The organism is Streptomyces cellostaticus (assembly GCF_001513965.1).
GTDB lineage: Bacteria > Actinomycetota > Actinomycetes > Streptomycetales > Streptomycetaceae > Streptomyces > Streptomyces cellostaticus.
This window is the reverse complement of sequence record NZ_KQ948024.1, coordinates 178840-195076: the sequence shown is the minus strand read 5'-3', so window position 1 is coordinate 195076 and position 16237 is coordinate 178840. Positions and strand designations below refer to the sequence as shown.

Below are 16237 nucleotides of genomic sequence, written 5' to 3'. Positions count from 1 at the left end.
CCAGACGGTGGAGGCGAACCTCGTCGGCACGGAACGGGCGCGGGTCGCCTGACGTCCCTGTTCCACGGGCGTTGTCAGTGGGGCGGCGTAGTGTTCTGGGCAGTGGGGGACGGCCGCTTCCGACGGCAAGCCGGAGGACGGCCGGGCATGCCCTGCCCAGGGACCGACGCACCGAGGAAGATCGCGGGGGAGCGATGAGCACGACCGACACCGGAGTTCCGGCGATCACGCTGACCGAGGCGGAGCTGGACCGCTACGTCACGCACGCGCCGACCCGCGGCCTGCTCACGGCCCCCGGACTGCCCACGGACACCCACCTGTTGACGTTCTCCCCGTTGCGCACGCACGGACTGCGCACCCTCGGCGACGCCACGGACGGCCCCTTCCGCCTGGCGGAGGAGCTGCGCAGCCGCCTGGTGATAGGCGAACTCCTCAGCCCCGCGGGCATGGAGCGCGAGTCGATCCTGCTCGACGGCGACACGGGCGAGATCACGACGGCCTACCTCTTCGACCCGTCCGACCCCCGCCCCTTCGCCCCCTCCCTGGACACCCTCCTGCGCTTCGCCGCGGTCACGGAGGAACTGGCAGGCCTGCGCGGCCGTTTCTCCTCGCTGCCGGGCCAGTACGGCTCCAAGACGGTGACCGAGGCCTCCCGCCGCCTCCTCACGCTCTTCGAGGAGGGCACGGACGGCGAGGTCCCGCCCTACTGGAAGGCGGCGGCCCTGATCCGTCCGCTCTCCCTCATCGCCGGCCCCGGCACGGCCTTCGGCCTCACCCTGGACGTCCCCGCCCGCCTCCTGGACCAGGAGTTCGGCCACGGCCGGGTGGCCCGCTTCGAGGAGGTCGACTTCCCGGCCACGCTCACCCACGAGCCGACCCGCCGCTTCCTGCGCGAGACGGGCCTGCCGGAGGAGGCGGTCCTCTTCCACGCCGACACCGACGTCCCGCTGCCCACCCTCACCGAGTACTTCACCGGCGAGCGCGCCGACGACTACCCCCTGGACGACCTCCCCGCCCACTCCGACCACCTGATCCGCCTCGGCTACCTGGTCGAGGACAACAGCCTGGTGGTCGACGGCAGAACGGGCGCGGTCCTCACCTTCAGCGAGCCCGAGGCAACGCTCTACCCGCTCAACACGGACGTCTCCACGCTCGCCTTCACACTCTGGCTCCTGCACCACGAGCGCACCATCGACGAACACCTGGGCCACGAATTGACGACGGACGCCTACGACCAACTGGCCGCGGCCATGATCCAGACCCTGACGTCCATAGACCCCACGGGCCTGCACCCCGACATCCACTGGCACTACTGGACGGAACTGTTCCAGGACGAAGCGGGCGGGGTGCTCTGAAGCAGCCCCTCACCAGCCAAGCCGGCCCTTTCGTTCTGCCTGGTCAGGCAGGTAGAGGCCGTGGCGGGAATCGAACCCACGTAACTCGCTTTGCAGGCGAGCCCCTAAACCACTCGGGCACACGGCCGTGTTCGTGGAATGACGGTATGGCGGGGCGGGACAGGGGCTCAAGGGAATCCGGTGCGCTGCAACGGGACTGCCATACGCCGTTCATGAAACGCGGGGTGTGCGACCAAGATCGCAGCCCGGTCGGACGGGCTTCGCGCCGACTGTGACGTGGGTCCCACCCGCGGGCGAGGCGGCCTTGTTCGCGCGTAGGCAGGGGTGGGGCGCCGGTAGGGTGGCCCGGTTGTCATACGTAGCCGAGCCGCCCGACCCCTACACGGAGACCGTGACTACTACCGCCGCCTCCACCGCCCACTCCCACCATCTCTCGCCCGCCTTCCCGGGCCGGGCCCCCTGGGGTACCGCCAGCAAGCTGCGTGCCTGGCAGCAGGGGGCGATGGAGAAGTACATCCAGGAGCAGCCGCGCGACTTCCTCGCCGTCGCCACGCCCGGCGCCGGCAAGACGACCTTCGCGCTGACCCTCGCCTCCTGGCTGCTGCACCACCACGTCGTGCAGCAGGTGACCGTGGTCGCGCCGACCGAGCACCTGAAGAAGCAGTGGGCCGAGGCGGCGGCGAGGGTGGGGATCAAGCTCGATCCCGAGTACAGCGCCGGTCCGCTCGGCAGGGAGTACGACGGGGTCGCGGTCACGTACGCGGGTGTCGGTGTGCGCCCGATGCTGCACCGCAACCGGGTGGAGCAGCGCAAGACCCTCGTCATCCTCGACGAGATCCACCACGCCGGTGACTCCAAGTCCTGGGGCGAGGCGTGCCTGGAGGCGTTCGAGCCCGCGACCCGGCGGCTCGCGCTGACCGGTACGCCGTTCCGGTCGGACACCAACCCCATCCCCTTCGTCACGTACGAGGAGGGGACGGACGGGATCCGCCGGTCCTCCGCCGACTACACCTACGGCTACGGCAACGCCCTCGCCGACCACGTCGTCCGGCCCGTCATCTTCCTCTCCTACAGCGGCAACATGCGGTGGCGGACCAAGGCCGGCGACGAGATCGCGGCCCGGCTCGGCGAGCCGATGACCAAGGACGCGATCAGCCAGGCCTGGCGCACCGCCCTCGACCCGCGCGGCGAGTGGATGCCCAGCGTGCTGCGCGCCGCCGACCAGCGGCTGACCGAGGTCAGGAAGGGCATCCCGGACGCGGGCGCCCTCGTCATCGCCTCCGACCAGGACTCCGCCCGCGCCTACGCCAAGCTCATCCGCGAGATCACCGGTACCAGGGCGACTCTGGTGCTGTCCGACGACACGGGCGCCTCGAAGAGGATCGACGACTTCAGCGGCAGCGATGACCGCTGGATGGTCGCGGTGCGGATGGTGTCCGAGGGCGTCGACGTGCCGCGGCTCGCGGTCGGGGTGTACGCCACCACCATCTCGACCCCCCTCTTCTTCGCGCAGGCCGTCGGGCGTTTCGTGCGGTCCCGGCGGCGCGGCGAGACCGCGTCCGTGTTCCTGCCGACCGTGCCCGACCTGCTGACCTTCGCCAACGAGATGGAGAAGGAGCGGGACCACGCCCTCGACAAGCCGAAGAAGGAGGGCGAGGAGGACCCGTACGCCGAATCCGAGAAGGAGATGGACGAGGCGAACAAGCAGCAGGACGAGGACACCGGCGAGCAGGAGCAGTTCTCCTTCGAGGCGCTGGAGTCCGAGGCCGTCTTCGACCGGGTGCTCTACGACGGCGCCGAGTTCGGCATGCAGGCCCACCCCGGGAGCGAGGAGGAGCAGGACTACCTCGGGATTCCGGGGCTTCTCGAACCCGACCAGGTGCAGATGCTGCTGCAGAAGCGGCAGGCCCGGCAGATCGCGCACAGCCGTAAGAAGCCGGACTCCGAGGCCGACCTGCTGGAGCTGCCCGCCGAGCGGCGGCCGGTGGTCAGCCACAAGGAGATGATGGAGCTGCGCAAGCAGCTCAACACCATGGTCAGCGCCTATGTCCACCAGAGCGGCAAGCCGCACGGTGTCATTCACACCGAGCTGCGGCGGGTGTGCGGGGGGCCGCCGAGCGCGGAGGCGACGGCGGGGCAGCTGCGGCAGCGGATCGCCAAGGTGCAGGAGTGGGCCACGCGCATGAAGTGACCCTCGGTCCGTGTGCGTATCCGGACGAATGCAGGCAGGCCGGATCTGGCCTTGCCCGGATTCTGGACGGAGACTTCCGCTCAGCGAACCGGCTTCGCTACTGTCCCGCTACGCACACGCCCCGTGGCAGCGCCGCCGCGGAGCGCAGCCGTGAAGCGACAAGGTCCGGAGCCGCCGGGCCGTCCTGCCGATCGGCGGCCTCTGAAGCGCGTCGCCGACGGGACTCGGCGACGCATTCAACCGCTCAGGGGACGCCGACCTCACCACGAAGGAGTGGGCGTCGTGACCGCGGAGACCTCTCAGACGCTCGACCGGGGACTGCGCGTCCTCAAGCTGCTGGCCGACACCGACCACGGGCTGACCGTCACTGAGCTTTCCAACAAACTGGGCGTGAACCGGACCGTGGTGTACCGGTTGCTCGCCACGCTGGAGCAGCACGCGCTCGTACGGCGTGACCTGGGTGGGCGAGCCAGGGTCGGTCTGGGGGTGCTGCGCCTTGGCCGCCAGGTGCATCCGCTGGTACGGGAGGCCGCGCTGCCCGCGCTGCGCTCGCTCGCCGAGGACATCGGGGCGACGGCGCATCTGACGCTGGTGGACGGGACCGAGGCGCTGGCCGTCGCCGTGGTCGAGCCGACATGGACGGACTATCACGTGGCCTACCGGGCCGGTTTCCGGCATCCGCTGGACCGGGGGGCTGCGGGCAGGGCGATACTCGCCGCGCGGCAGTCGCCGTCGGCCGACCCCGGGTACACGCTCACGCACGGAGAGCTGGAGGCCGGGGCGAGCGGGGCTGCGGCGCCGCTCATCGGTGTGACCGGGGTCGAGGGCAGTGTGGGTGTGGTGATGCTCGCGGACTCCGTGCCGGAGAGGGTGGGGCCGCGGGTGGTGGATGCGGCTCGGGAGGTCGCGGAAGCGTTGCGCTGAGCGGGGTCAACCGCCGCCGAGCCCGGCCAGCGTCCTCAGCTGAAGCCACAGCACCAGCCGTTCGTCGGGGTCGTCCAGGTCGACCCCGGTGTGCTGTCCGAGCTGCTTGAGGCGGTAGCGGCAGGTGTTGGGGTGCACGGCGAGCAGCTTCGCCGCGCCCGCCATGTCGCAGCCCGCCTCGAACCAGCAGACCAGCGTGCGGGCGTACTCCGTACCGTGCCCGGCGTCGTACGCCAGCACCCGCTGCCACGCGCCCGCGCTCAACTCCCGCCGCTCCCGCAGCACTTCGGCCAGCCGCAGCAGCGTCACGCGCGGGCGCACCTCGTCCACCGCGGCGACCGGCCGAGCGGCGTCCAGGACCCGCAGCACCAGGTCCGCATCGGCTCGGGAGTCCGCGAGGCCGCCCGCGTCCGGCACCACCTCGCCGAGAGCCGCCCGCACCGGCACCCGCAGCGTCTGCCCGGCCCGCCCGACGATGTCCTCGGCCAGCCGCTTGTGCCGCTCGCCGGGCCCCGGAAGGACGGCGTACACCACCCCGTCCACCAGCACGCACGCGTGCCGCCCGTACCGAGCCTCGCACTGCAGGCGTACGACGTCCAGCAGGCGCAGCGCGGTGCGCTCGGCGTCCGGGACGCTCGCGGCGGAGTCCAGGACGAAGGCGGCCACCCGGGCCGGGCCCGTGACCCCGAGGCGGTGCGCGGCCGTCGGTGCGTCCGCCGTGCCCGCCAGCAGGCGGCGCAGCAGGTCGCTGCCCCGGTGCCGGGCCAGTTCGCGGGCGGCGCGGGCCCGCAGCAGGAGCAGGGCGGCCGTGGCGGCGCCCTGGGCGAGGGTGTCCTCGGCGTCGGGGCCGAGAGAGCCGTCGTCGATCACCCAGACGGAGCCGAGCGTCTCCCCGCCGGCCCGCACCGGCACCGCAAGGCGGGGCAGGCCGGAACGGGTCAGCGCGGGCAGCCGCACCGGCCGGCCGGCCGCGAACAGCAGCCGGTACTGCTCGGTGTTCTCCGGGCCGGCCGGCACCTGAAGGCCGAGGATGCCCTGCCGCCGGTCCTCGTCCACCGGCTGGCCGGGGACGGTCGAGTAGGCGAGGATCCGCTGCCGGGGGTCCTCGATGGCGGTGGCCCCGCCGACCCCCGCCGCGATCGCGTCGGCCAGCGCGAACAGGTCGCCCAGGCCGGTGTCGGAGGAGACGGCGGGCCCGGCGCCGATGGCCGAGGCCAGCAGCAGGTGCACGTGGTGCCAGGCCTCGTCCTCGGCGACCGACAGCAGCGCCACACCGTGCGCCTGCGCCTCCCCGACGGGCCCGTCCGCGCCCCGCACCACGACCCCGGTCAGCCCCGCCTCGGCCGCCGCCCGCACCAGCGGCCCCGCCTCCGCGGCCGGCACCCCGACCGCCAGCAGCAGCCCGCCCGGCAGCCGGGGGAGCGGGGTGCGGCCGTCGTGGAGCACCGCCTCGGTGACCGGCACGCCGGGCCCGGCGGGTGCGGTGTGCAGGCGCAGGGTGGAGCCGCCGACGACGTCCAGGAGATCGCCGAGCGTGCACGCGTCCATGGGAGTCCTCGGGGGCGGCTTGGCTGATGCTGCAACGAACGTAGGCATGTCTTGGCCGCCTGCACAACACACGGCCTTTCGCGGCCCCCGAGACTCGTCCCCATGACAGCAGGAGTGATGACAGCAGGAGTGATGACGGCAGCAGTCATGACGGCAGAAGTCACCGTCCGCACCGTCCACGACGTCGCCGGGCTCGCGGCCGTGGCCGACTACTTCAGCGACGTGTGGCACACCCCGCGCACCGCCCCGCCCTACCCGGCCGAGGTGCTGCACAGCCTGGTGCACGCGGGCGGCGCCGTGCACGCCGCGTACGACGGGTGCCGGCCGGCCGGGGCCTCCGTAGCCGTCCTCGGCCCGGAGCAGAGCACGTACTCCCTGGTGGCCGCCGCCGACCGGGGCCTCGGGCACGCGGTGAAGCGCGCCCAGCGCGACTGGGCCCTCGGCGTCGGAGCCCGCACCATGCGCTGGACCTTCGACCCGCTGGTCGGCCGCAACGCCCGCTTCAACCTGGTCAAGCTGGGTGCCGTCGGCACGGAGTACCTGGTCGACTTCTACGGCCCCATGACGGACGGCGTGAACGACGGTGACGAGAGCGACCGGCTGACGGTCACCTGGGAGCTTGCGGCGCCCACGACCTCGTACGACACGGATGACCGTGACCTGGCGCCCGCCACGCACACGGCCCCCGACGGCGGCATCCTCGCCCGCCGTGACGACCAGTACGTGTGGTGCCGCGTCCCCGACGACATCGTCACGCTGCGCGCCGCCGACCCCGTCCTGGCCCTGCGCTGGCGGCACGCCGTGCGCGAGGTGTTCCTGGAGGCCTTCGCGGAGGGCTTCCGGGCGACGGGCATGTCCCGCGACGGCTGGTACACGCTCACCCGGACGGAGGGGAGCGCCGTATGAAGCTGGAGCGCGTCGAGATCGTGCACGTGGCGATCCCGCTGGTCACCTCCTTCCGTACGTCCTTCGGCACGATGACGACGAAGGACACCTTCCTCCTGCACGTCGTCACGGACGCGGCCGAGGGCTGGTCGGAGTTCGCGGCCGACCCCGAGCCGCTGTACTGCTCGGAGTTCGTGGCCGGCGCCGAGATCGTGCTGCGGGACTTCCTGCTGCCCCGCGCGGCCGCTCTCCCGCACCTCACCACGGCCGCGCTGGCCCCCGCCACGGCGAAGATCAAGGGGCACGAGCTGGCCAAGGCGGCTCTGGAGACGGCCGTGCTGGACGCCGAGCTGCGGGCGCACGGCATGCCGCTCGCCACCTACCTGGGCGCCGTACGGGACCGGGTGCCCGCCGGGGTCTCCGTCGGCATCAAGAACTCCGTGCCCGAACTCCTGGACGACGTGGAGCGCTACCTCGCCGAGGGGTACGTCCGCATCAAGCTGAAGATCGAACCCGGCTGGGACCTCGCACCGGTCCGGGCGGTCCGCGAGCGCTTCGGCGCCGAGCTGCCCCTCCAGGTCGACGCCAACACCGCCTACACCCTCGGCGACGCCGAGCAGCTGCGGCGCCTCGACGAGTTCGGGCTGCTGCTGATCGAGGAACCGCTGGAGGAGAACAACCTCCACGCCCACGCACAGCTCCAGAAGCGCCTGGCGACCCCTGTCTGCCTGGACGAGTCCCTGCACCACGCCCGCGACACCGCGTCCGCGATCGCCATGGACGCCTGCCGGGCGGTGAACGTCAAGCCCGCCCGGGTCGGCGGCTACCTGGAGGCCCGCCGCGTGCACGACGTGGCCCACGCCCACGGGGTCCCGGTGTGGTGCGGCGGCATGCTGGAGACGGGCATCGGCCGTGCCCCCAATCTGGCCCTCGCCGCCCTGCCCGGCTGCACCCTCCCGGGCGACACCTCGGCCTCCTCCCGCTACTTCGCCGAGGACATCACCGAGCCGTTCGTCCTTCAGGACGGCCATCTCCCGGTGCCGGACACGCCCGGCATCGGCATCGAGCCGCTCCCGGACGCGCTGCGGCGCTTCACCCGGGCACGCCGGGACCTGTACGCGGGGTGAGGGGCCGGTGGCCGAAACGGGGCGTCACGTTAGATTGACTCCGTGCTCTCACGTCTCACGCGCCCCCAGGCCGTCGCCGTCTGCGCCCTGCCCGTCGTGGCCCTGCTCGCCACGGCGGCGTTCGCGCCGCTGCCGTTCTCGGTGGCACAGCCCGGGATGACGGCGAACGTGCTCGGCGAGAACCAGGGCACCCCGGTGATCACCGTCTCCGGCGCGCCGACCCGCAAGACCAGCGGGCAGCTGCGGATGACGACCATCGTGGCGACCGGCCCGGAGGCGCGGGTGTCCCTCGGGGACGTGTTCGACAACTGGTTCCGCACGGACCGGGCCGTCATGCCCCGCGACGCGGTCTACCCGAGCGGCAACAACATCAAGGAGATCGAGAAGCACAACGCGGAGCAGATGCAGCAGTCCCAGGACGCGGCGACCGCGGCGGCGCTGAAGTACCTGGACCTGAGCGCCGACAAGGTCAAGGTCAAGCTGAAGCTCGCCGATGTGGGCGGGCCCAGCGCGGGGCTGCTGTTCACCCTGGGGATCATCGACAAGCTGGACGGCGACGGCAGCGGCGGCGACCTCACGGGCGGGCGCACCATCGCCGGTACGGGCACGATCGACGCCGGCGGCAAGGTCGGCGCGGTCGGCGGGGTGGCCCTGAAGACGCAGGCCGCGCGGCGGGACGGGGCGAGCATCTTCCTGGTACCGAAGGACGAGTGCACCGATGCCAAGGCGGAGCTGCCGAAGGGCCTGCGGCTGGTCGCGGTGACCACACTCAAGGGCGCGGTGAACGCCCTGACGGCCCTGGAGAAGGGCAAGGGTTCGGTCCCGAGCTGCTAGGACCTGTCCGGCCTGGATCCCGGGCCACTGGTCAGCCCGCACCCGGACGGTACGACCAGCAGCGCGGCCGGCAGCGGACCGGGACGGCGTCTCATCTCCCCGCCTCCAGCCCCCGCGGCCGCAGCACCACTTCCGCCAGCGAGGCCAGCCAGTCGACCAGCAGGGCGAGGGCGATGGTGAGGATCGCGCCGAGCACCAGCACGGGCATGCGCCGATGGGTGATGCCCGTGGTGATCAGCACGCCGAGGCCGCCGCCTCCGCCGAAGGTCGCCAGGGTCGCCGTACCGACGTCGAGGACCAGGGCGGTGCGGACGCCCGCGAGGATCAGCGGGACGGCGAGGGGGAGTTCGACGCGGGCGAGCACGCCGAACGGGGACATGCCGATGCCGCGGGCCGCCTGCAGCAGGGTCGGGTCGCCGGCCTTCAGGCCCGCGATCGTGTGGGCGAGGACCGGCAGGACGGCGTAGACGACCATGCCGGTCAGGGCCGCCTTCGTACCGGTGCCGAGCCAGATCACCAGCAGCGCCAGCAGGCCGATCGCCGGGGTCGCCTGGCCCATGCCGGCGATCGTCATCGCCACCCGGGTGGCTTTCCGGAAGGCCCGGCGGGTGAGCAGGATGCCCAGCGGGACGGCGATGACGAGCACGAAGAAGGTCGAGATCACCGTCAGCTTCACGTGCTGCCACAGCGCCCGGGAGACCTGACCGCCGGACAGCGCGTTCTCGGAGACGGTGTCGAGGTCCGCCTGCCGGAACCAGAGGCAGGTGGCGAGGAGCAGGGCGACCAGGAACGCGGGCAGGAGGGTCAGCCGCTGCCAGGTCGGGCGGCGCAGGGGCGGAGGCTGCCACGGCGACGGGGCGTCCTGCTCTGCCTCTGCCTCGTCCGGGAAGGCGAGCTCCTCGACCTCGTCGCGGCGGGAGAGCCCCTCGGCCTCGGCCTCGTCCTCGCCCTCGGGGCGGCGCTGCTGCTCGGCGGTGCTCACGCCTTCTCCTCCCCGCCGTGGCACTCCTGCTCGAAGTGGGTCCGCTGGGCGCGGGCCTCCTCCAGCTCGGCCTGCGCCTCCATGGCCTCCAGCCGGCCGGCCTCCGACCGGGCGATGTGCGAGCGCTCGCGCGGAACGGCGATCCGGTCCCCCCGTGACCGGATGGCGTACCCGACCTTGCGGCGCAGCCTCACCGCGTCGATGGCGGTGACGTCCTCGCCGTCGATGCGGATGCGGCCGCCGGTCGGCTCAGTCAGCCGGTTGATCATCTTGAGCGTCGCGGACTTCCCGCAGCCCGACGGGCCGACGAAGATCACCGTCTCGCCGGCCTTGATCTCCATGCTCACGTTGTCCACGGCCGGCTGCGGATGGCCCGGATACCGTGTGGGCAGGTTCTCCAGCTCGATGGTCGCTCCCGCGACGGACGCCTCAGCCACGGATCCCCCTGGGCATGGTCAGCCGTCCGACCAGGACGTACGCGGCGTCGAACACAAGCGCCAGGACGACGATCCCGAGCGTGCCCGCGAGCACCTGGTTCAGGGCGTTCTTGCTGCCCGGCGAGGCCAGCCCGCGGAAGATCTCGTTGCCGAGGCCGGGGCCCGAGGCGTAGGCGGCGATGGCCGCGATGCCCATCAGCATCGGTGTGGCGACCCGGATGCCGGTCAGGATCGGCGGCCAGGCCAGCGGCAGTTCGACCCTGAGGAGCCGCATCAGCCGGGACATGCCGATACCGCGGGCCGCGTCCACCAGGGCCGGGTCGACCCCGCGCAGGCCCACGACGGAGTTCCGCACGATCGGCAGCAGCCCGTACAGGGTCAGCGCGATCACCGTCGGCGCGACGCCCGGACCCACGATCGGGATCAGCAGACCGATCATCGCCAGGGACGGGATGGTGAGGATGGTGGAGGTGGTGAGGGTGGCGAGGTGGCCCGCCCACTCGGTGCGATAGGTGACGATGCCGATCAGCACCCCGATGACGGTGGCCACGACCATGCACGGGAAGACCACGCCGGCGTGTTGCCCGGCGTCCGTGAGCAGCTGCTGATGGCGGCCCGCCAGGTACTCCCAGAAGCTCACCCGCGCTCACCCCAGGTCGGCTAGGTCGGCTAGGTCGGCTAGGTCCCTTCGCTGTCGTCCCCGGCAGCCTGTTCCACCAGCGGGATGATCCGCAGCGGAACGGGGTTCTCCATGACGATCGCCGTGGAGGCCCGGACGATGCCATCAAAGCCGACGACCCGGTCGATCACCCGCTGAAGATCGGCGTTCGAACGGGCCACCAGCCGGCACAGCATGTCCCCGCTGCCCGTGGTGGTCAGCAGCTCCAGCATCTCCGGCACGGTCGCCAAGTGCGCCCGGACGTCGGCCCCTTGGCCCTGCCGGATCTGCAGCGTGGCGAACGCGGTGACCGGGTAGCCGAGGGCCGCCGGGTCCACCTGGGGCCCGAATCCGCGGATGACGCCATTCGACTGAAGGCGGTCCAGCCGCGCCTGGACCGTCCCCCGGGCGACCCCCAGCCGCCGCGACATCTCCAGCACACCGATGCGCGGCTCCCGCGCCAGCAGCACGATGATGCGTCCGTCCAGTTGATCGATCGCCACGCCCGCCTCCCGAGTGGTCATCCTGTACAGAAAGCCCGCCGGTACTCGCGTACCGCTGAGCAGATTGCCCAGTGAATACGGAAACTATTGCGCACCTTGCAGACCAGAGTCACCCTTCCGCTATGACGCAGACCACACACCACACTCCCGTCACGACCGCCCGGCAGGCCGATCCCTTCCCGGTCAAGGGAATGGACGCGGTCGTCTTCGCCGTGGGCAACGCCAAGCAGGCGGCGCACTACTACTCCACCGCCTTCGGCATGCGGCTGGCCGCCTACTCCGGACCGGAGAACGGCAGCCGCGAGACCGCCAGCTACGTGCTGGAGAACGGCTCCGCCCGTTTCGTCTTCACCTCGGTCATCAAGCCCAGCACCGACTGGGGTCACTTCCTCGCCCGGCATGTGACCGAGCACGGTGACGGCGTCATCGACCTGGCCATCGAGGTCCCGGACGCGCGCGCCGCCCACGCGTACGCCGTCGAGCACGGCGCCCGCTCGGTCACCGAGCCGTACGAGCTCAAGGACGAGCACGGCACGGTCGTCCTCGCCGCGATCGCCACCTACGGCGAGACCCGCCACACCCTGGTCGAGCGCACCGGCTACGACGGCCCGTACCTGCCCGGCTTCGTCGCCGCGGCCCCGATGGTCGAACCGCCCGCCCAGCGCACCTTCCAGGCCATCGACCACTGCGTGGGCAACGTCGAACTCGGCAGGATGAACGAGTGGGTGGCCTTCTACAACAAGGTCATGGGCTTCACGAACATGAAGGAGTTCGTGGGCGACGACATCGCCACCGAGTACAGCGCGCTGATGTCGAAGGTCGTCGCGGACGGCACCCTCAAGGTCAAGTTCCCGATCAACGAGCCCGCCATCGCCAAGAAGAAGTCCCAGATCGACGAGTACCTGGAGTTCTACGGCGGTGCCGGCGTCCAGCACATCGCACTGAACACCAACGACATCGTGCAGACGGTCCGCACCATGCGCGCGGCCGGCGTCCAGTTCCTCGACACCCCGGACTCCTACTACGACACCCTCGGCGAGTGGGTGGGCGACACCCGCGTCCCGATCGAGACCCTGCGCGAACTGAAGATCCTCGCCGACCGCGACGAGGACGGCTATCTGCTGCAGATCTTCACCAAGCCGGTCCAGGACCGGCCGACCGTCTTCTTCGAAATCATCGAACGGCACGGTTCGATGGGCTTCGGCAAGGGCAACTTCAAGGCCCTGTTCGAGGCGATCGAACGCGAGCAGGCGAAGCGGGGCAACCTGTAGCCGGCGGATCTAGTCGGGCAGGGGCTCGTCGGGTACCTCCCCGAGCCCCTGCAGCGCCGACCGTGCCGCCGGAGCCCGCAGCGGCGAGAAGTACGGGTTGATCCGCAGCGCCTCCGCCAGATGCCGTCGGGCCGGGCCGGACAGTTCCAGCTCCCGCTCGATCATGCCCCGGTGGAACGCGTACAGCGCGCTGCGCACCCCGCCCCCCTGCGCCTTGTCCGTCGCGATCGAGGCGTACTCCAGCGCCTGCGCGTCGTCGCCGGCCCGGTGCAGCGCCCAGCCGAGGGCGTCGGCCACCTCGATGCCGGGCTGGCGCCGCCACTCGTCCTCCAACCGCTCCACCGCCTCCTGCGGGTCCCCGTGGTCCGCCTCGAACTGCCCGATCAGCAGCTCCTCGTCGACCCCGCCGGCCACCGCCTCCCGTACCCGCGCCTTCAGCAGGCGGTACTGCGCCTGGGCGGACGGGAACATCCCCAGCGACTCGTACAGCTCGCCCAGCTCCAGCGCGTCCCGGGGGTCCGGCTGCTTGGCGAGGGCCGCCCGGTACGCGGTGATCGCCTCGTCGCTGCGGCCGAGCGCAGCCAGCGCCCGGCCCCTGCCCGCCAGCGCCGCCCGCCCGCCGGGGTCGAGCCGCATGGCCGCCTCGAAGTGCCGCAGCGCGTCCTCCCTCTCGCCGCGCTCCCAGGCCAGCTGCCCGACCCCGGTCAGATAGGCGGCCTGCTCGGCGGGTGTACGGGCGGCGGCCGCCGCGTCCGTCAGCTGGGCCACCGCGTCCTCGCGCCAGCCCCGGTCCCGGTACACGGCCGACGCCCGCGCCATCACCGCGGGCCGCGCGGCCGCCCCGGCGTGCAGCCCCATCAGCTTGTCCAGGGCGCTTCGCGCCGCCTTGAAGTCACCGAGCCCGGTGTAGGCGTCGATCAGCGGCGGATACGCCGTCCACCGCTTCGGCGCCAGTTTCAGCGCCTGCTCGCCGTACTGTTTCGCCGCCGGAAAGTCCCGCCGCACGTCCGCCAGCGCGGCCAGCCCGCTCAACGCCACCGCGTTCTCTGTGTTCTCGGGGTTCCCGGTGTTCGCCGCGCTCTGCGCGCCGTGCACCTCCAGCGAGGTCCGCAAGGCCCGCTCGGCCTTCGGATAGTTCGCCGCGTCGGCACTCTGCCGCCCCTGCTCCAGGTACGCGGCCCCCAGCACCGCCCACGCCCGCGCATCCTGCGGCCGCGCCCGCACCCGGCTCTCCTGCTGCCCGATGAGCGCCGCCAGCTCGGGCAACGCGGCCGGCACCCCGGAGGTCACCGCCGTCAGCGCCTGCGCCGGTACCTGCGCCCGCGGGCCCGCCGCCGGCCGGCTCGGGCGGCGGTGCGGCTCGGCCGGTCGCAGCATCAGCACGGCGCCTGCCGCGACCCCGCCCGCCAGCGCGGTCACCAGCACGCGCCGCAGCCACCGCAGCCACCGCCGAGGACGGCGCGGCCGGGGCGCTTCGGCCACCAAAGACGGCCCGGGGACGGAGGGGCCGTACGGTCGGATCTCCATACCGCTCACTGTGCGTCAGTACGAGGAGCGCATCCGAGTGGCCCAAGCCAGGCACGGACGGGGTTCACACCGATGGCCCCGAGTGCGACGCTGTGATCATGAGCCGCATCGAAGCGCCCCGCGACGACGTGACCGGAAACCTCACCGACCGGCTCCTGGCCGCCCTGCCCGCCGAGGCCGTCCTGACCGACCCCGACGTCACCGCGTCCTACGCCAACGACATGGCGAGCTTCTGCCCGGCGGGAGCCCCGGCCGTGGTCGTGCTGCCGCGCACGGTCGAACAGGTCCAGCACGTCATGCGCACCGCCACCGAGCTGCGCGTCCCCGTCGTCCCGCAGGGCGCCCGCACCGGCCTGTCCGGCGGCGCCAACGCCACCGACGGCTGCATCGTGCTGTCCCTCACCAAGATGGACCGCATCCTGGAGATCAGCCCCGTCGACCGGATCGCCGTGGTCGAACCGGGCGTGGTCAACGCCGCCCTCTCCCGCGCGGTCGAGGAACACGGCCTGTACTACCCGCCCGACCCCTCCAGCTGGGAGATGTGCACCATCGGCGGCAACATCGGCACGGCCTCGGGCGGCCTGTGCTGTGTGAAGTACGGCGTGACCGCCGAGTACGTGCTGGGCCTGGAGGTCGTCCTCGCCGACGGCCGCCTGATGTCCACGGGGCGCCGCACCGCGAAAGGGGTGGCCGGCTACGACCTCACCCGGCTCTTCGTCGGCTCCGAGGGCTCGCTCGGCATCGTCGTCCGCGCGGTCCTAGGGCTCAGGCCCAAGCCGCCCCAGCAGCTGGTGCTGGCCGCCGAGTTCGCCTCCGCGGCCGCCGCCTGTGACGCGGTGTGCCGGATCATGGAGGGCGGTCACGTCCCCTCCCTCCTCGAACTGATGGACCGTACGACCGTCAAGGCGGTCAACGACCTCGCCCACATGGGTCTCCCGGAGACCACCGAGGCGCTGCTGCTGGCCGCCTTCGACACCCCCGACCCCACCGCCGACCTCGCCGCCGTCGGCGCGCTGTGCGAGGCGGCCGGCGCCACCCAGGTCGTCCCGGCCGAGGACGCGGCCGAGTCCGAACTCCTCCTCCAGGCGCGGCGGCTCTCGCTGACCGCGCTGGAGGCGGTGAAGGGCACGACGATGATCGACGACGTGTGCGTGCCCCGCTCTCGGCTCAGCGCGATGCTCGACGGCGTCGAACAGATCGCCGCCAAGTACGGGCTCACCATCGGGGTCTGCTGCCACGCCGGGGACGGCAACACGCACCCCACCGTCTGCTTCGACGCCCTCGACCCCGACGAGTCCCGGCGGGCCCGCGAGTCCTTCGACGAGATCATGGCCCTCGGCCTGGAACTCGGCGGCACCATCACCGGCGAACACGGCGTGGGCGTCCTGAAGAAGGAGTGGCTGGCGCGGGAGATCGGCCCGGTCGGCGTGGAGATGCAGCGGGCGGTGAAGCAGGTCTTCGACCCCCTCGGCATCCTCAACCCCGGCAAGCTCTTCTGAACCTGCCTTCATCGTGAACCTGCCTTCATCGGGCGAGCAGCTGGTCGAGCGCGTGGTCGATGCCCAGCTGCCCGCCCTCGGTCCCCGGGGGCACCACCCGCAGCGTCCGCTCCAGCCAGGCGGACACCTGGGCGGCGGGCGCCTCCAGCAGGGCGTCGCCGTCGGGCGAACTCAGCCCCATCAGTACGACGCTGCGCCCGTCGGCCTTCGTCGGCCACACCCGCACATCCCCCTGCCCGCACGGCCGGAACACCCCCTCCACCAGGAGTTCCCGGGCGAACGTCCAGTTGACGGGGTGCTCGGAGTTGATGTGGAAGGTGACGTGGACCGCGTAGGGGTCCTCGGAGCGGTAGCTGAGCCGGGCCGGGACCGGGATGCTCCGCTCGGGCGACAGAATGAGTTTCAGCTCCAGCTCCCGCTCCACCACGGTGTCATGCATGACCTGCGTTTCCTCTCTGCCGGGGCCGCTCGGACCGGGCCCGTACCAGGGGAGAGG

At 72.1% G+C, this 16237-nt stretch carries 14 protein-coding genes, 1 tRNA gene and 1 pseudogene; 8 read left to right on the top strand and 8 right to left on the bottom strand.

Annotation, left to right across the window (positions count from 1 at the left end; genetic code table 11):
- Positions 1–194: 194 nt before the first annotated feature.
- The gene (locus AQI88_RS20925) at positions 195–1355 is read left to right on the top strand and encodes an SUKH-4 family immunity protein (protein ID WP_067001481.1); all 1161 of its coding nucleotides are present in this window, start codon (positions 195–197) and stop codon (positions 1353–1355) included.
- A gap of 55 nt (positions 1356–1410) precedes the next feature.
- On the opposite strand, the gene AQI88_RS20920 is transcribed toward AQI88_RS20925, so the two are convergent.
- A tRNA-Cys gene (locus AQI88_RS20920) sits at positions 1411–1482 on the bottom strand.
- Between the two features lie 264 nt (positions 1483–1746).
- Here AQI88_RS20920 and AQI88_RS20915 point away from each other — a divergent pair.
- Complete coding sequence (locus AQI88_RS20915) at positions 1747–3546, top strand: DEAD/DEAH box helicase (RefSeq protein ID WP_067001478.1); 1800 nt, start codon at positions 1747–1749, stop codon at positions 3544–3546.
- Between the two features lie 282 nt (positions 3547–3828).
- Complete coding sequence (locus AQI88_RS20910; RefSeq protein ID WP_067001476.1) at positions 3829–4470, top strand: IclR family transcriptional regulator; 642 nt, start codon at positions 3829–3831, stop codon at positions 4468–4470.
- Positions 4471–4476: 6 nt separating this feature from the next.
- On the opposite strand, the gene AQI88_RS20905 is transcribed toward AQI88_RS20910, so the two are convergent.
- Entirely contained in the window at positions 4477–6018 is a 1542-nt protein-coding gene (locus tag AQI88_RS20905) for a PucR family transcriptional regulator (RefSeq protein WP_067001473.1), read from the bottom strand.
- Between the two features lie 132 nt (positions 6019–6150).
- Here AQI88_RS20905 and AQI88_RS20900 point away from each other — a divergent pair, with 132 nt between their 5' ends.
- From AQI88_RS20900 to AQI88_RS20890, 3 genes are read left to right on the top strand one after another with little or no spacing between them, the layout of a single operon-like run.
- Entirely contained in the window at positions 6151–6924 is a 774-nt protein-coding gene (locus tag AQI88_RS20900) for a chorismate synthase (protein ID WP_244184240.1), read from the top strand.
- Positions 6921–8030, top strand: coding sequence for an o-succinylbenzoate synthase (menC, locus tag AQI88_RS20895; protein ID WP_067001467.1), 1110 nt, complete (start codon positions 6921–6923; stop codon positions 8028–8030). The genes AQI88_RS20900 and menC overlap by 4 nt, the downstream gene beginning before the upstream one ends.
- A gap of 42 nt (positions 8031–8072) precedes the next feature.
- On the top strand, positions 8073–8864 hold the full coding sequence (locus tag AQI88_RS20890) for a S16 family serine protease (RefSeq protein ID WP_067001464.1): 792 nt from the start codon (positions 8073–8075) through the stop codon (positions 8862–8864).
- A 91-nt stretch (positions 8865–8955) separates the two neighbouring features.
- On the opposite strand, the gene AQI88_RS20885 is transcribed toward AQI88_RS20890, so the two are convergent.
- The 4 genes and pseudogenes from AQI88_RS20885 to AQI88_RS20870 form a co-directional block, all read right to left on the bottom strand.
- A complete protein-coding gene (locus tag AQI88_RS20885; RefSeq protein ID WP_067001461.1) occupies positions 8956–9846 on the bottom strand; it encodes an ABC transporter permease in 891 nt (296 codons plus the stop codon).
- A 2-nt stretch (positions 9847–9848) separates the two neighbouring features.
- Positions 9849–10283: pseudogene (locus AQI88_RS47800) on the bottom strand (ATP-binding cassette domain-containing protein); the annotation flags it as partial.
- Positions 10276–10923, bottom strand: a complete 648-nt coding sequence (locus tag AQI88_RS20875; RefSeq protein WP_067001456.1) for an ABC transporter permease — start codon at positions 10921–10923, stop codon at positions 10276–10278. The pseudogene AQI88_RS47800 and the gene AQI88_RS20875, both read right to left, overlap by 8 nt.
- Positions 10924–10961: 38 nt before the next feature.
- Positions 10962–11444, bottom strand: coding sequence for an Lrp/AsnC family transcriptional regulator (locus AQI88_RS20870; protein WP_067001454.1), 483 nt, complete (start codon positions 11442–11444; stop codon positions 10962–10964).
- Positions 11445–11566: 122 nt separating this feature from the next.
- Between AQI88_RS20870 and hppD the strand changes: the two genes are divergently transcribed.
- Positions 11567–12715 (top strand): 4-hydroxyphenylpyruvate dioxygenase, encoded by a 1149-nt coding sequence (gene hppD / locus AQI88_RS20865; protein WP_067001451.1) that lies wholly within the window; start codon positions 11567–11569, stop codon positions 12713–12715.
- A gap of 9 nt (positions 12716–12724) precedes the next feature.
- Here hppD and AQI88_RS20860 read toward each other — a convergent pair whose 3' ends face one another.
- Positions 12725–14242: a tetratricopeptide repeat protein gene (locus AQI88_RS20860; protein WP_067001448.1), complete on the bottom strand. Its 1518-nt coding sequence runs from the start codon at positions 14240–14242 to the stop codon at positions 12725–12727.
- Positions 14243–14334: 92 nt separating this feature from the next.
- Here AQI88_RS20860 and AQI88_RS20855 point away from each other — a divergent pair, with 92 nt between their 5' ends.
- Positions 14335–15741, top strand: a complete 1407-nt coding sequence (locus AQI88_RS20855; RefSeq protein ID WP_067001445.1) for an FAD-binding oxidoreductase — start codon at positions 14335–14337, stop codon at positions 15739–15741.
- A gap of 25 nt (positions 15742–15766) precedes the next feature.
- Here AQI88_RS20855 and AQI88_RS20850 read toward each other — a convergent pair whose 3' ends face one another.
- Positions 15767–16180 (bottom strand): SsgA family sporulation/cell division regulator, encoded by a 414-nt coding sequence (locus tag AQI88_RS20850; protein ID WP_067001442.1) that lies wholly within the window; start codon positions 16178–16180, stop codon positions 15767–15769.
- Between the last annotated feature and the right edge of the window lie 57 nt (positions 16181–16237).

Coding starts and splice junctions, on each gene's coding strand:
- AQI88_RS20925 (WP_067001481.1), top strand. CDS start 195: ATGAGCACGACCGACACCGGAGTTCCGGCGATCACGCTGACCGAGGCG.
- AQI88_RS20860 (WP_067001448.1), bottom strand. CDS start 14,242: ATGGAGATCCGACCGTACGGCCCCTCCGTCCCCGGGCCGTCTTTGGTG.
- AQI88_RS20900 (WP_244184240.1), top strand. CDS start 6,151: ATGACGGCAGCAGTCATGACGGCAGAAGTCACCGTCCGCACCGTCCAC.
- AQI88_RS20905 (WP_067001473.1), bottom strand. CDS start 6,018: ATGGACGCGTGCACGCTCGGCGATCTCCTGGACGTCGTCGGCGGCTCC.
- hppD (WP_067001451.1), top strand. CDS start 11,567: ATGACGCAGACCACACACCACACTCCCGTCACGACCGCCCGGCAGGCC.
- menC (WP_067001467.1), top strand. CDS start 6,921: ATGAAGCTGGAGCGCGTCGAGATCGTGCACGTGGCGATCCCGCTGGTC.
- AQI88_RS20850 (WP_067001442.1), bottom strand. CDS start 16,180: ATGCATGACACCGTGGTGGAGCGGGAGCTGGAGCTGAAACTCATTCTG.